At 68.6% G+C, this 14342-nt stretch carries 13 protein-coding genes and 1 pseudogene; 9 read left to right on the forward strand and 5 right to left on the reverse strand.

The genetic code is table 11. The annotated features are described in order from the left end of the window. The first annotated feature begins 41 nt into the window (after nt 1-41). Entirely contained in the window at nt 42-326 is a 285-nt protein-coding gene (locus tag ABZY44_RS11580) for a hypothetical protein (RefSeq protein ID WP_356652426.1), read from the forward strand. Between the two features lie 176 nt (nt 327-502). On the opposite strand, the gene ABZY44_RS11585 is transcribed toward ABZY44_RS11580, so the two are convergent. After that, nucleotides 503-1483 carry a hypothetical protein gene (locus ABZY44_RS11585; RefSeq protein WP_356652428.1) on the reverse strand — a complete coding sequence of 327 codons (981 nt, stop codon included), beginning with the start codon at nt 1481-1483 and terminating at the stop codon, nt 503-505. Between the two features lie 1206 nt (nt 1484-2689). Between ABZY44_RS11585 and ABZY44_RS11590 the strand changes: the two genes are divergently transcribed. Next, on the forward strand, nt 2690-3865 hold the full coding sequence (locus ABZY44_RS11590) for an ATP-binding protein (RefSeq protein WP_356652430.1): 1176 nt from the start codon (nt 2690-2692) through the stop codon (nt 3863-3865). Nucleotides 3866-4307: 442 nt separating this feature from the next. Here ABZY44_RS11590 and ABZY44_RS11595 read toward each other — a convergent pair whose 3' ends face one another. Both ABZY44_RS11595 and ABZY44_RS11600 read right to left on the reverse strand, forming a co-directional pair. Beyond that, entirely contained in the window at nt 4308-4847 is a 540-nt protein-coding gene (locus ABZY44_RS11595; RefSeq protein ID WP_356652432.1) for a hypothetical protein, read from the reverse strand. A 310-nt stretch (nt 4848-5157) separates the two neighbouring features. Beyond that, a complete protein-coding gene (locus ABZY44_RS11600; protein ID WP_356652434.1) occupies nt 5158-5610 on the reverse strand; it encodes a hypothetical protein in 453 nt (150 codons plus the stop codon). Between the two features lie 913 nt (nt 5611-6523). Between ABZY44_RS11600 and ABZY44_RS11605 the strand changes: the two genes are divergently transcribed. From ABZY44_RS11605 to ABZY44_RS11620, 4 genes and pseudogenes are all read left to right on the forward strand, one after another. Beyond that, nucleotides 6524-7180, forward strand: a complete 657-nt coding sequence (locus ABZY44_RS11605; protein ID WP_356652436.1) for a hypothetical protein — start codon at nt 6524-6526, stop codon at nt 7178-7180. 154 nt (nt 7181-7334) lie between these two features. Then, nucleotides 7335-7514, forward strand: a pseudogene (locus ABZY44_RS11610) (IS6 family transposase); the annotation flags it as partial. Between the two features lie 326 nt (nt 7515-7840). After that, the gene (locus ABZY44_RS11615; protein ID WP_356652554.1) at nt 7841-7963 is read left to right on the forward strand and encodes a hypothetical protein; all 123 of its coding nucleotides are present in this window, start codon (nt 7841-7843) and stop codon (nt 7961-7963) included. Between the two features lie 689 nt (nt 7964-8652). Continuing rightward, on the forward strand, nt 8653-9519 hold the full coding sequence (locus ABZY44_RS11620; protein ID WP_356652438.1) for a universal stress protein: 867 nt from the start codon (nt 8653-8655) through the stop codon (nt 9517-9519). A 166-nt stretch (nt 9520-9685) separates the two neighbouring features. Here the strand turns inward: ABZY44_RS11620 and ABZY44_RS11625 are convergent, their stop codons facing one another. After that, nucleotides 9686-10963, reverse strand: a complete 1278-nt coding sequence (locus ABZY44_RS11625) for a peptidoglycan-binding protein (protein WP_356652440.1) — start codon at nt 10961-10963, stop codon at nt 9686-9688. Nucleotides 10964-11681: 718 nt separating this feature from the next. Between ABZY44_RS11625 and ABZY44_RS11630 the strand changes: the two genes are divergently transcribed. Beyond that, complete coding sequence (locus ABZY44_RS11630) at nt 11682-11999, forward strand: transposase family protein (protein ID WP_356652442.1); 318 nt, start codon at nt 11682-11684, stop codon at nt 11997-11999. Beyond that, nucleotides 11987-12250: a hypothetical protein gene (locus ABZY44_RS11635; RefSeq protein ID WP_356652444.1), complete on the forward strand. Its 264-nt coding sequence runs from the start codon at nt 11987-11989 to the stop codon at nt 12248-12250. Before ABZY44_RS11630 ends, ABZY44_RS11635 begins: the two co-directional genes overlap by 13 nt. A gap of 104 nt (nt 12251-12354) precedes the next feature. Here the strand turns inward: ABZY44_RS11635 and ABZY44_RS11640 are convergent, their stop codons facing one another. Next, on the reverse strand, nt 12355-12627 hold the full coding sequence (locus ABZY44_RS11640; protein ID WP_356652446.1) for a PLD nuclease N-terminal domain-containing protein: 273 nt from the start codon (nt 12625-12627) through the stop codon (nt 12355-12357). Nucleotides 12628-13018: 391 nt separating this feature from the next. Between ABZY44_RS11640 and ABZY44_RS11645 the strand changes: the two genes are divergently transcribed. Then, entirely contained in the window at nt 13019-14323 is a 1305-nt protein-coding gene (locus ABZY44_RS11645) for a hypothetical protein (protein ID WP_356652448.1), read from the forward strand. Nucleotides 14324-14342: the final 19 nt, after the last annotated feature.

Below are 14342 nucleotides of genomic sequence, written 5' to 3' on the forward strand. Positions count from 1 at the left end.
GCCCGGTGCGCGACGCTGACCGACGCTTCCACACCACGCCCGTGATCGGCACCCGCATCTTCACCTATCCCAGCGACGCCCTGCGCTCCCCTGTCGCCGGGAAACCGCGCACCGGCCGAGCCACTTCACCGGCGGCGCGGATCCTCATGGCACACACGAGCATGGTGCAGCGGACCCTGAGCGACCTCAGTCCGGCGGGGGCGCACGCGTCTCGCAACGCCCTGCTCGAACTCGCCAAAGGGCTGATCCTGGACGCCGGCCGCCTCCTCGGTCTGCTCCTCGACGGCCTCCAGTACGGAGCGGACGGTCCAGCGTCCGGCTCGTGAGCCGGCTTCACTGGTCCTCTCACGAGTCCCATCTGACCCTCTGTCACGACACCCCGCATCTCGGGGGAACCTCAGCCGGCCATCTGCTGGACGGCCTGGTCGGACAGGACAACCCGTGCAGCCGGATGGACAACCACGCGCGATGTAGCAGCCTCGGAGGCGCAAAGCCGTTGCGCTCAGCCCCGCTGTCGTTCCTCGTCGTCCGCCGGGTGGACCAGTGCCGCGCGCAGCTCGCGCGTCAGGGAGTCGGCCCGGGCGACCAGCTTCTGGTCGGCGACCATCACCATGCCGTAGCTGCCCTTGTCACCCCACAGGCACACGGCGCGCCGAGCACCGTCGGGGGCGGTGAGGTCCACGCACTCCAGCCAGCCCCCGGCCGGTCCGGCCGCCGGTTTCCAGGACCGGTGCACCGTGACGTCGGCGTGGTCGGCCCCGGCGCGTACGGCGTCCGCGCCGGAGCTCAGAACGTCCGCCGACATGTCGTGCAAGTCGCCCGTCAGTACGTGGACGCCGATGCGCCCGTCGTTGTTCTTGAGGTCGCCGTAGACGTGGGTGAAGGACTCGTACTCCACTGGGTCGGTGGCGGCGACCTTCTCCATCTGCTCGTTGAGCGGGGAGTTCCACAGGAGCCTCATGCCCTGGAAGGTGGCCGGGGCGGCGACATCGTACCGCGGATACTCGGTGCGCAGCTCGTATGACCACGCCCCGGCCCCCACCAGGCTGCTCAGCACCACCGCCGTTCCCGCCAGGGCGAGTCCCAGCTCGCGGCGCGAGTACGGCGGTACGGGCGGCAGCTCGGGCAGCGGTGAATCCCGCGGGACCGGATGCGCGGCGGCGGAATGCTCGCCCCGGTTCCGGGCGCGGCGCAGTACCCTGCCCAGCCAGAAGGGCAGCGCTCCGTAGGCCACGAGCCCGGCCCACCACAGCCATTGCGGAAGCGCCAGGCAGACCACGGCGACGAGGGCCGCGCCGAGCAGGACGGCGCGCACGAGTCCCGACTCGAACGGCCCGCGGACGAGCGGCAGCAGGAGCACCCGACCGGGCCTGTCCAGTGCCTCGAGGGCCTCGGCGAGCATCGCGCGGCGCGCGTCGTCCGGCCGCTGCCCAGCATCGGCCCGCGCCTGTTCGGCCGCGGCGCGCACGCTGCGGCCGGCCACCAGTGCCTGCCGCAGGTCGTACTGCTGCGTACGGGCGATGCGCGGCGGCCGCGCCCCCCCTGTCGCCGGCAGCCCTCAGCCACGGCGCGTTCTGCGCCTGGGCCACGCGCCGGGCTTCGGGGGAGTCGGGGGCCAGCTCGGCCACCCGCGCAGCGAGGACGGGGCCCCGGGTGTTGCGGGCCGGGCGGTCCTGGAAGTCGCTGCGCAGGCAGAGCTCCGCGTACCCGGCGAGCAGCCCCAGGTGGTCGGGGAACACCTCGAGGGCGTCCCGGTAGACCTGTTCGGCGCGGTCGTCCTCCTCGTCGTCGTCCTCGGCCACGTGCGCGAGCGCGAGGAACAGCGACAGCTCGGCGTCCGGCCCGTATGCCTCCAGTCCCGTACGGGCTGTCTGCCGGGTCTCGTTCCACCGCCGCGCGGCGAACAGCGCCCGGGTCGCGGCACGGGCGCTGTCGACGCCTTCACCCGTCGCCACGTCCTGCGCGGCGCCGCCGGACGCAGATGTGTTCGCGTCTGCGACTTCCTCCTCGGCGCCGCCGGCTATCGCGGGAGCGTCCGACGCCGCGTCACCGGCCGGACTTGCGCCGTCATTGCCCTCATTGGCCTGGTTGTTTTCATTCGTACCGTGCATGGCTATTGCGCCCCACCCCTGATTGTGCGGCCGGACTCCCTCCCGGCCGCGCAACTATCGCTTGCAAATCAGAGTCCGTCAATCCACCGCATCGACCCAGTGGAAACCGTAGTTGCACCCACTGCCGGGCCCGCAAGGGTGAACGCGACGGCATAGGCGTGATCGGTGTTCGCGGCGGACACCATGCCGCAGAGCACCGAAACAGGCCCGCCGGAACAAGCTCATCGCGGACCAGCTCACCGCCCTCGTAGAGCCCCGTATCCACTGGCCGCAGCAGGGAGTCACACCCTGCCGGAAAGTACGTGGGAAAGGCACCTCAGGCCCAGCTGAAACCGCCTCTCGCACGCCTTCGACCGGACCTTCGGGCTGCTCCGCTCCCAGCGCCTACCGCCCAGGACGACGGCTTCGGCAAAGCCGTGGACACGACCACCTGGGACCTCATCACATGGGGCCTGACCTGCGTATTTACCCTCAGGTGCCTAGGATGGGCATGTACCGGAGACGGCGTGGAAGCAGCTTCGGCTGCTTCGGCGACATCCGCCCACAAACATGCTCAGGACAGCCCAGGAGGGTGCTTCATGACGGAGTCCGGCAACCCCAGTCAGCCCGCGAACGTGCACGAGTACACCAGGAGTCACATCCAGGTGCTCGAGGCCCGCGAGGCGATACGCAGGCGCCCCGGCATGTACATCGGCTCCATCGGCGAGCGCGGCCTGCATCAACTGGTGTATGAGGTCGTCTCGTACGCCGTCGACGAGCACCTTGCCGGCCACGCCGACACCATCGATGTCACGATCACCGCGGACGGCGGCGTCCGCGTCGCGGACAACGGGCGGGGCCTGCCCGTCGAGGTGGAGAAGCCCACCGACAAGCCGGCCATCGAACGCGAACTGACGGAGCTGTCCTTCGGCTCCAAGCCCCACACCGGCTACGGGGTCTCCGGCGGCCTCAGCGGCCTGGGCCTGTGCGTGGTCAACGCGCTGTCCAGCCGTCTCACGGTCGAGGTCCACCGAGGCGGCCACCGTTGGACCCAGGAGTACGAGAAGGGCACCGCTGTCACTGCCTTGACGAGGAACGAGGAGACGGGCGAACACGGAACCACGATTGCGTTCCTGCCCGACGCCGACGTCTTCGAGACCACCCGCTACTCGTTCGCCACGCTGGCGGAGCGCCTCCAGGAACTGGCCTTCCTCAACGGGGGCCTGGCCATCTCACTCACCGACGAGCGTCCGGAGCGGCCGGTCCGCTACCACCACTCAGACGGCCTTCGGGCCTACGTCGCCCACCTCAACCCCTACCCCCCAAGCCTCGTCCACTCCCCCGCCATCGCCTTCGAGTCGGAGAACCAGGACAAGACGATCTTCGTGCAGGTCGCCATGCAGTGGAACACCTGGCCCGCGGGAGAGTTCCGCTCCTTCGCGAACAGCGCCCGCACCCCTGAGGGCGGTGCCCACGAACAGGGCTTCCGTACCGCACTCACGGACATCGTCAACGACTACGCGCGCCGACAACGGCATCTGTCCACACACGACAAGGACATCGCGGCCGAAGCCATCCACGAGGGCCTGACCGCGGTCATCTCCGTAAAACTCACCCATCCCATCTTCGAAGGCTCCACCAGAACCAGGCTCGGCAATCCCGAAGCGGACGCCTACGTCCAAGAGGTCGTCCGCGAGCACCTCACCGACTGGCTTGACCACCACCCGAACGAAGCCGCGGCCATCATTCGCCACATCCTCAACGCCTCTACCTGACGCGGGAAGGAGCGACGCAGGACCTCCAGCCGGGGAGCAAAACACCTGGTGGTCGCTGTCACGGACGGCGACCGAATCGCCGGGAAACCGTGCGCGAACGAGTAGACCGCAGGCGGCACCGCCACCGCGCTCGCCCACGGCGCGGGCGCCCGCTACTGGCCGCCCCCCACAGCCGGTCCTTGCGCATTGCGCCGGAGCCCGTCGCGGAGGCGGACGGCCTGGGTGGCCAGGCGTGAGCGGCCGGGGCGAGCCACGACCTCGGCGAGGCCCACGGGCTCGTGCCACACCGCTGCCGACGGGGGCTGTGTCCGGTCCGGCCACAGCTCGCCGATCCGCGCGCTGTCCGCCGGTATAGATGGGCCCGTGTGGTCTCAGTGGTGGCGAGAACCAAGGCTGCGAGGGCCAAGGGTCCTGCTCCTTGGCGAACCGGTGGCGAAGGCGCTTAGGACCGTACGGCAGGGTCGGCCGCGGTGTCGAGAGCATAGGAGGCGCCGATACGCATGGCGGGGTCGGAGTCGTTGAGGAGAGGCAGAAGCACGGGGGTTCCTGTGGTGATCGCAGCTCGAGCGGCGGCCACCGACCAGCCCGCTGGGTAGCCGGTCACCTCGACGCCGTAGTCGTCGTAGCCGTTGAGGATGGCGTGCAGGGGGCCGGAGCGGTGGAGGAGGAGTTCGTCGCGTGAGGCGATGCCGAAGTGAAGGGCGCGGGCCGGGGCGGCGAGACCTCCGAGCGCGGCGGCGCGGTGCGGATGGTGGGGGTCGGTCGCGATGCGGATCAGGAACGGCACAGCGAGAGCGGCGGCGGTCCGGCTGTCGTTGGCGCACATGCCGATCAGCACACCCATCGCGTTGCGCGCGGTCCCGTCGCCGGCGCGCAGTCGCTGAACAGCATCCCGGGCCTCCTCCCCGTGAGGGAAATTCCCCCACGGAAGGTCGTCGAGGACGGCTCCGTCGATGGTCTCGGGCCGGATGGCCGCCACCACAGCCCGGCCGTCAAACGGCCCTCCCGCGTACGAGGCCGGATCGGCCCCGTCCACCAGAGCCCGGCACATCGCGAACGCCGGATCAGTCCGCCAATCCCCCACACCCCACCGCCGAGTACACAGAGATTCGATCATGCGCGATCCGTACGACTCGAAGCCACCTGGGCGGTCAGGGTGCAGCACCCCGCAGACCGTCGTGAACCCCAAAACCCCCAGATCAACATCTGCCTGCGTTTATCGCTTGGGCCATCTATCGCGCGCAAGGGCCAAGTACCGGGCTCAAGGGCCAAGTACAGCGCTCAGCCATGGATCAGTGGAACCAGACGACGAGGCGTACGTTCTCCGCTCCGTGGACTTCGCTGAGGATGCTCATGACGTTCCAGACCCGGCCCCAGTCGGTGTCGATCCCTGCGGCTGAGGCGCGGGTTCGTGTGCCTGAGGCGTTGGTTTCCTGCCAGTCCGTGGTTTCGAGCTCGGCCCACGTCAGCCAGGTGGTCCCGTGCACATCGTGGGGGCCGCCGTAGCCGGCGAACACACTGCGCAGCCCATCCGAGGCGTCGTCCGGGAAGCCGCGATCTTCTGCCAGGGGCCGGAAGCCGTAGGAGTTTCGGATTCCGAAGAGGCAGGCCAGGCCGTCGTAGGCGTTGCTCCTGTTGAGGAGGAAGAGATCGATGCCGACCTCCCACACGGAGTCCTCGTCGTCGGGTCCCCATAGGCGGGCCCCCGGCCTGCATTCGATCATTCCGCTGACGTCGGTCGACATGGAGAGATCCTGCCTGCGCAGGCCAGGAGCCAGCATCTCTTTTTCGCGCGCGTGCGTACGCGGACCGGTCGAGATCCCGGCTTAGCCGGTCCGCAGACCTCATAGGGACGCTTCCTGTGCGGTTCCGGCCGCCGGCGACAGCGCCCAGCGCAACTACGCGCTCGGCCTCAGACTCCGGCGGGCGCAACGTCACCGTTTCAGCTCAGCAGAGGATTGCCCTGGAGGTTCGCTTCCCCGCACGGCCAGGGGCCCTCGGCCAGGGGCCCCAGCGGTGTACGGAAAACCAGGACCTCATTGTCGAGGAGCCGGTCGCGCAGGTGTTGGCGTACACGGTCCCGGGGGCCGGGATCTGGATCCAGCGGGCCTCACGGAGGAGTCGCCCAGGTTCTTCCCGCCCGCCGCATGTCTGCAGGGCGGGCGCCAGTTCGAGGTCGCCGTGGGTGAGATGGGTCCACAGGACGACGGAAGCCGCCAGGTGCCGGATCGGGCTCCACCACGCGGGCCCGGGAAACGGGGTGGAAGTGTGGGTACGGACGGCATCGGCGAGCTCTGCCCAGTCGGAGGCGGGCACACCGGCCGCGCGGGGGGGTCCTGGCGCCGCCGGTGGAAGTCGATGGGGGCATCGAGCCTGCTTACGAGGTCGGCCAGGCGGAGGAGCTGCTGCCCATATTCGTGGTTCTTGTGGCCTTGGTGCAGCGAGCGGTTCATGACGCTGGTGGTGTGCTGCAGGAGGGCGGGGCTGAGGCCGAGGTAGCGGGCCGCGCCGGGGCGCGGGAGTCCGTCGGACATCTGGATGAGCTGGAGGGCCGCGTCTCGGAGAGTGCATGCTTGTGAGCCGTCCATGACAGCGAGGGCTGAAGGTGTGCCGGGCCAGCTCGACGAGCTCATTCACGGGTGGGCGAGAATCCTCGCCATGGCAGCTACCTCCCCCGCATCCCGCTTGGTCACCGCAGCGGCTCGGCAACATCTTCGTCCGCTCGGGCTGCGGCAGCGAGGCCGGTCTCGGCTCTGGCTCGACGATCACGGGTGGTGGCTCGGTGTAGTCGATTTCTGCTCGCCGCAGTGGAGTCAGGGCAGCGGTCTGACCGTCGGCGTGATGTGGCTGTGGCAGGACGTCGGCCATCTGACGTTCAATGTCCATGAGAGGGTCGAAGGCTCGCAGGAGTTTCGCCACGAGCAGCAGTTCGCTGCCGTCATGGAGAAACTCGCCCATGACGCTGAGAAGTGTGTGGGCGAGTTCAGGGACCGCTTCGCCGATCTCAATGCTGTGGCTCGCGCCTTGCTGAGCCAGCCGGTCCGACGAGATGATCTCTGGGGCAACTTCAATGCCGGGGTGGCCGCCGCGCTCGTCGGCAATGCGAGCGAGGCCCGCGAGCGATTCTCTGCGGTTCTGGCCCACGACCCTTTCACTGACTGGATCCAGGAGAGTCAGCAGACTGCGCAGTATCTGATCGATGCGGCTGAGGATGCTGCTGCCGTGCGCGCGTGGGCGAGAGATGCGGTGGTCTCGTGCCGGGCGAAGCTGGCCCTTGGAGACGTGCCGGCCTCCGTGGGCGATTTGTTGGCATAGCAGACTCGGCAGTCCGTGCAGGCTGTCAGAGCCCGTATTTCAATAAGAGCTCGGTAGAGGGGTGTTGGGGGGAGTCTGAGATATGACTGGTGCTGTCACGTTGTCGGCCTGGCTGGGAGGATCTTCGGGTTGGCCGTGCCGGAGGGGATCGCTCGTGTCGTCGTCTCAAGCGCCGTCGTACAAAAACCACCGATACCCCTTCGTGGTCATCTCGCACTGCGTGTGGCTGTACTTCCGCTTCCCCCTCAGCTTCCGCGAAGTCGAGGAGCTCCTGCTCCAGCGCAGCGTGATCGTCTCCTACGAGAGCATCCGCCGTTGGTGCGGGAAGTTCGGGCAGGCCTACGCGAACAGCCTGCGCCGCCGGCGCCCGCGGTTCCAGATCCGGATTTACACGACGTACGGAAACCTGGAGTTCATGACCGCGGCCGCGGCCGTTGCAGGGATGACAGTAACCAGCGCGGTCCTGCCGTTCCTGCAATCGCTTGCCACGCAGGCCGGGCAGCAGGCGTTCGAAGCAGCACGAGCGACGACCCGTCGTCTGATCCGCCGGAATGGAGCAGACGCCCCGGCCATCCACCGGGGGGCGACAGCAGGTTGTGGTCGAAGAGACGGCTGCTGGTCTGCGCTTCATCGTGCCCCCGGAACCTTCCAGACGCGGCGTTGGCCGCTCTTGCTTCCACCGACCTCGAATCTCTCGCCACCCCCGTCGAACGCGGGGCGACAGCGACGATCTACTGGGATGCGGCACTGGGGCAGTGGCGGCGCTACGTCACCGACAACTGAGCAGGCGAGTGAGCGCAGTGTGAAATTCCCCCGCTGTGCGGGAGGTACTGACTAGCTGGTCAAAATAGGTTGACGTGGTTTCAGGTTCCTCCTGCGCGATGCTCACCGCCTGGCCGGCATCCCAGGCGTGCTGGTCCACGGCAGACTCGACCTGGCCGGCCCGACGCTGGATGCTGTTGACGATCTTGCCGACCGATCCGATGAGTCGAGCGGCCGTGCCCAGCGCGGCGCGATGGGAGGGTGGCCCCCGCGGACACATGCCCCGGTGGGATCGAGATCGAGCGCAGGACAGAGGTGACCCGGGCAGCGTTCGGTGCTGCCGTTGAGGACGCTGTCACGCGGACAGGTGAGGGTCCAGGCGTAGTAGCAGTTGCTGATGTGACTCATCGCCCGGGCGCGGGAGCGCACCCGTGGGTCGGTATGAGGCTCCCGGATGGCCGCCACCAGGGCGTCGTGCTCGTACCGGGTGTTCGCATGGGCTGCGGCGGCCGGCGGCATGGGGCGTGGCGGGTGACGCCGTACTCGGCGGCCGGGACGCGGACGGACGTCCATCGGCGTGACAGCCCAGGAAAGAGTCCTTCCTCCTGGGAGCCCGGGGCTTTCGTCCCTGCCCGCACCGTTCGGGGATCGCTCAGGATGAAGAGCATGACGTTGATACAGCGCACGAACCCGTCGCGGCCGTGAAGTCCGTGGACCACGCGAAGCCCGCGCCGCCGCGGCCCGTCGTCGTCGCCGTGGACAGCGCCCCACACAGCATCCCCGCGTTGGATTGGGCGGCGGCGACAGCCCAGCGACGGGGCACCGACCTGCTCGTGGTCCATGTCCGGCCCGATTACGCGCCCCTCAATACCCTGCGCCCGCTTCCCGTTGGTGCCCCGGGCCACCAGGACACCGTCCTGGCCGAGGTGCAGGACATTCTCAGGGAGCGTGAGGGACTGCCCCACGTGCGGTACGCGTCCCCGGCCGGCGCTGTGGCGCGCACGCTGGTAGCGCTCGGGGAGCACGCCCAGGTATTGGTGCTCGGCTCGCGTCGGCGTGGAGGACTCGCGAGCCTCCTGCTCGGCTCGACCAGCCTCGCGTGTGTGGCGGAGGCGGCCTGCCCGGTGGTCGTGGTGCCTCCTGGCCCGCGCACCGCTCGGCGCCCGGACCGCAATGGTCAGGAACGGGTGGTCCTGGGACTCCACCCCGCGCTCACCCCCCACGCGGCGATCGAATTCGCTTTCCTGGAGGCGCGCGGACGCGGCACGGCGCTGGAGGTGGTTTCGGTGTCCACGTCACGGAGGGCCGCTGCTGCCGAGGAGGCCCAAGGCCATCGACTCGACGCCTTCAGCCGCAATGACTACCGGGATGTGGACGTTGAACCGGTAGTGGTCGCGGGCGCCGCGGGTACCCGGCTGGCTACGGGGTCGAACGCCGCGGGCCTGGTCGTGGTCGGGCGGCCTCGGCGATGGTTTCGCACCGCCGCCTGGCCATCGAACTCGGTCGCCAAGGCGGTCGTCATGAAAGCCGGTTGTCCTGTAGCTGTGGTGCCACGGGGCGACGGCGCATCAAGCTGAGTCGTACCCTGCGCGATCTCCTCCTTGCTCCGCCCCCTCGGTGCGCCGGGACAGGGCCGAGGCGGATTCTGCTGACGCGACCGTCGGATGAGATGGGCGAGAGCCGGGCCCCGGTGCGGGGTCCCGGCTCTCGCCCATCTCCTCCTCTGCCTGCCGAAGACGGGGTCTATGCGAAGAGTCGGCGCCAGGTCTCCGGCCCCGGGTAGCCGTCCGCTGAGGATCCTGTCCAGCCTTGGGCGCGTTGGAATGCTTCGACGTTGCGCCGGTCGCTCTCGGTCCACCGTTCCCCGGGACCCTGGGTGTAGTGCTTTCCGAAGCCCTTCTTCACCAACTGCACGCCCAGTGTCTTGACGTGGGCGTTGACGGCGCCAGGACGGAAATGGCCCGCGCCGGGGAAGACGGCGCCGCTCTCGCCGCCACCAGTGCCGATGTTCTTGCCCTTGCCGTTGACGAGATAGTCCCAGGTCGCCTTGCCGGGGATGCCGTCCGCGTCACTGCCGGTCCAGCCCTGAGCCCGTTGGAACGCCTGGGTGGCTTTGCGGTCCGCTTCCGACCAGCGAGGACCGGGACCAGAGGTGTAGAACGAGCCGCCGCCACGCTTGACCAGCATCCGGCCCAGTTCCGCTACATGCTTGTTGTTCGCTCCCGGACCGAAATAGCCGGCGCCGGGGAAGACGGCGCCGCTCTCGCCTCCCTGTGAGCTCAGGTTCTTGTACCGGTACGCCACGTAGCGCGAGGAGTTGTTCCAGTAGGCGTAAGGCGTCGTACGCTTGAGGGTGTGCGGTCGGGTCTGGTCGTAGGCGATGTACTGGGTCTTCGCCGAGTTGGCCCAGCCACCGAAGATGACCACGTGCGAACCCGCCACCGGATTGGCTGAGTTGTGGAACAGCAGCATGTCACCGGGCCGGAGTTCCCCCTTGGATATGCGCGTGCCGTATGAGGCCAGACTGCCGGTCCATTGATTGTCACGCAGGCCCCACGCACTGGAAACGAACCCTGAACAGTCCATGCGGTAACCGTCTGACCAATAGCGGTTCATGTCGTACGGCACCTTGGCGTTCACCCAGGCCTGGGCCCGGGCGATGATCTGTTCCCGGGACAGCCGCATGTCCTGCGAGGCCCGACGGGACGGCGCTCCGAATAGCGGCCCCGGCGCGCCCTGCCCGCTTCCCGTTGCCGCAACGGTGTCGGCCGTGGAGGAGGGGGCAGACCGCTGTGGTGCGGCGTTGCCCGGTGCCGACTGTGCTGACTGTGCCGCGAACGATGTGCCGGCCCCACTCACGAGTGTGGCGCCGCCCACCAGAGTGACCACGACGGCAGATTTGGCGGCGTTGAGGCCATGAAGACCTGACCGGCGGGCGGCGCGGGCCTCATGTACGCACCCCGCGCAATGACACTCTGCGGGGGCGTGGATCTCGTCGAAAACGGGTGCGGAGGACGTCACTTCGCAACACCCGTTCCGTGGTGGAGCCTGGTGCTCTTACGGTCGGCCGTCCCGCTAGCACGGGGAATAGTACGCATATAACTTCTCCTGTCGTTTACAAGAGTGATTTCGAATGGCGGAGGTCACAGCCGCGCATTGACGACTCCATGTCCCGGAACAGGTGCAGGGTCACGGACCCGACTCTCGGCAGTCCTCGCCCGGTGCGCGCTCGGCCCAGGGCGATTCGCACAAGGGGAAAAGGGTGCTGCACCATGTCGCAATCCCCGTCAGCCTATTGGGCCTTATCGGGCAGCGCCCGGAGGCGGTTGCGCCGGGATCACCTGGTCCTCGATCGCGGCTTTACCGCCCCATCCCCTCGGACTGGGCAAAATTGCCACTCCTACCTATCACTCCCCAGGGCCGGCAGCAGGCGCTGAGATGCACCCGCAGGACCTGTTCACAGCATTAATGATCTCTCGAATCAAACGTTACTGACGGGGCGTAAGGCAGCAAGGGACGAAAGTCCCCCTACGGACGGGCTTCCGACTTATTCGACTTGGGGGCCGGGCGTGGGATTACCCGAAGGGGCAGGGCTGATTCATGGTCCTGGCGGCCCAAGGACTGCCCAGTCAGGGTGATGTGACGACCCTTCACCATGGCAGCTCCGCCCTGCCCCCTCACGCAACGAAGCTCCGGTGATCAAGGGGACCTACCAAGTCGCCCGACCACCGGAGCTTCGATGTGCCGCCAGTCTGCCATCGCCTGCCTGATCAAGCCGCCCTCGCGTCAGCAGCGTGAGGCTTCGGACAGTGCTGCCCGGTTGAGTGCTCTGCCCGATCCGCGTCACCGGCGCGGTGGGCGGCATACTCTTGCCTCGGTGCTGCTGACCGCTGCCTGCGCGGTCCTGGCCGGCGCCCGCTCCCAACTGGCCATCGGGCAGTGGGCCCGCCACGCACCCCAAGACACCCTCGGCCGCCTGGGGTTTCATGCGCGGGGGCCGCTCGGCGTGTGCGCCGGTCGGCCTCGCCCCCCACCCTGCGTAAGGTGCTGGTCCTGATGTGCCCCGGCGGGCTCGCCGACCTTCTCGTCTGCGACCCGGCCGGCACGCAGACGGTCGCGATGGACGGCAAGAGCGCGCGCGGCTCGCGCACCGATGCCACGCCCGCCGCCCACCTGCTGTCCGCCGTCACGGCCGCCGGCCGTGTCGTCAGCCAACTACGAGTGCCGGACAAAACCAACGAGATCTCCGCGTTCACCGCCCTGCCGGCCCGTACGGGAACCGGGTTGAGCATCAGATCGGGCCGTTGAAACTCGCCGCAGATGTGCTTTCCGCCACGGGGCGACTGCCGGCTCCCCCTGAGGCGTCATTCGCTGCAATGAAGGGCCCGTGCGCCGCGTGGGCGCCCTCGGGATCAGGCGACGCCCGACTGATGCTGACGCTGGGCGTCGCGGCGGCCGACGAGGAACCAGAGCAGGCTTCCGAGGAAGGGGGCCACGACAGCGAAAACGACCCAGCCCAGCTTCAGCCCTCCAGCGAGGCCGGACCTGGCGATGCTGACCACAGCCGCTACGAAGAACGCCACGTAGGCGATGGCAACGACCGCAAGCACACCCACGGCTGCCACGCTGATCGCCCTCTCGCTCGTAGCGGCAAGTGTCATCTCGTGTGCAAGCTGCGGGTTCATCGCATTTCCTCGTGGTGGGGATCTTCGGAGTTCGCCCGGCGGGCACCTCCACTGAAGCCAGTCTGCCCGCCCCCGAACGCTCGCAATGTCATACTTTGCTCCCGATTCGATCATCCGGAGGTCGGACAGCCCTCCGAGCCTTACGGCGGAGCTGGCCGCGTGTACCCGCCCCCCAGGAGGCGAGCCCTCACTCGAGCGAGCCGTCCCTGTCGACCCGCCCCCCATCAAGGGAGGCGCACCGAGACGATTTCACCCTGCTCATCTTCCGCGCAGCAGACTGCGGTTCGACCTGCCCGAGGGTCTCCCGACGTCCCGACACGGGGCCGAACGCCTCGGAGTCCCGTACTGTTGGCAATGATTTTCATTTCTGACTACTCCGGACGGTTTCACCATGCGCACCCGACTTCTCGCGGCCACCGCCGTTTGCACCGCCATCGTCTGCACTGCGTGCGCCGGCGGCAGCAGTACCGCAACCGGCGACGCGGCTGCTTCCCCCACCCCCGCTGCGCCGGCTGCCGCCGGCTGGCCCGCGGAGTCGAAGTCGGGCTGCGGTCAGTCACGCCCGCGCGCGACGATCGCGGACGCCGACTCCGGCAAGACGGTCGTTGTCGACATCAACAGCGGCAAGCAGGTCGGCGCCTTCGACCTGGCGGGCAAGGCCAAGCTCGCCTCCGCGGGCGGCGATCCACTGCTGGTGGCCACGCAGGGCGAGGCCGGCACGGTCCAGCTGATCGACAACGGCGTGCGCTGGATATCGCACGGCGACCACGACGACACGGCCCACGAGGCCCCGCGCGTGCTGGAAGGCAAGGGCGAGGGCAAGAAGCCGTCCCATGCGGTCGCCAAGGACGGCACACTGGCCGTGTTCTACGACGGCACGGGTGAGGTGGACCTGATCCCCGTCGGCAAGAAGGCCGCCGGCAAGGCGCTCGTGGTGGAGCGCACCCTCGCGTCGGGCGCACCCCACCACGGCGTGGCCGTCCCCATGGGCGAGGACACCCTGCTCACCTTTGCCGACGAGGACACGACCCAGAGCCTGCCGGGCGGCCTCCAGGTACTGGGCTCCGACGGCGCCAGGAAGCAGACGTTCACCGGGTGCCCGAAGCTGCACGGCGAGATCCCGCTCGGCAAGGACGCCGCATTGTTCGGCTGCTCGGACGGGCTGGTCAAACTGTCGCGGGAGAGCGGCGTCTGGAAGGACACCAAGCTGCCGTACCCGGCGAAGGACGACGAGGCGCAGCGGGTCGGGACCTTCATCGGCGCCGAGGACGGCTCGGCGGTCATCGGCGACTGGGGGAAGCGGGCACTGCTGGTGATCGACCCCGCCGCCGGTGGCACCACGGAGGTGAAGTTGCCGGCCAGCCTGTCGGCCATGGCGTGGGACCCGTTCTGGAACCGCGGGGTGATCGTCACCGACGACGGCCAGGTGCACACCCTCGACCCGAGGAATCCCAAGGAGTTGCCCAGCCTGAACGTCCTCGACAAGCAGCCCCGGTCCCAGGGCAAGAAGGCGGCCAAGCCCGCGATCGCGATCGGTGAGAACCGCGCCTACGTCACCGACCCGGGGAGCAATCAGTTGGTGGAAGTGGACCTCGGAGAGAGCGGTCCCCTCGCCAAGAAGCGCACCATGACCCTCGACTTCACCCCCGGCAGCATCGTGGTAGGCGGTCTGGACAGCGAACTCGACGAAGGCTGAGGGGAACGGAGGAACGGAT

It is taken from the genome of Streptomyces sp. NPDC006544 (assembly GCF_040611715.1).
Classification (GTDB): domain Bacteria; phylum Actinomycetota; class Actinomycetes; order Streptomycetales; family Streptomycetaceae; genus Streptomyces.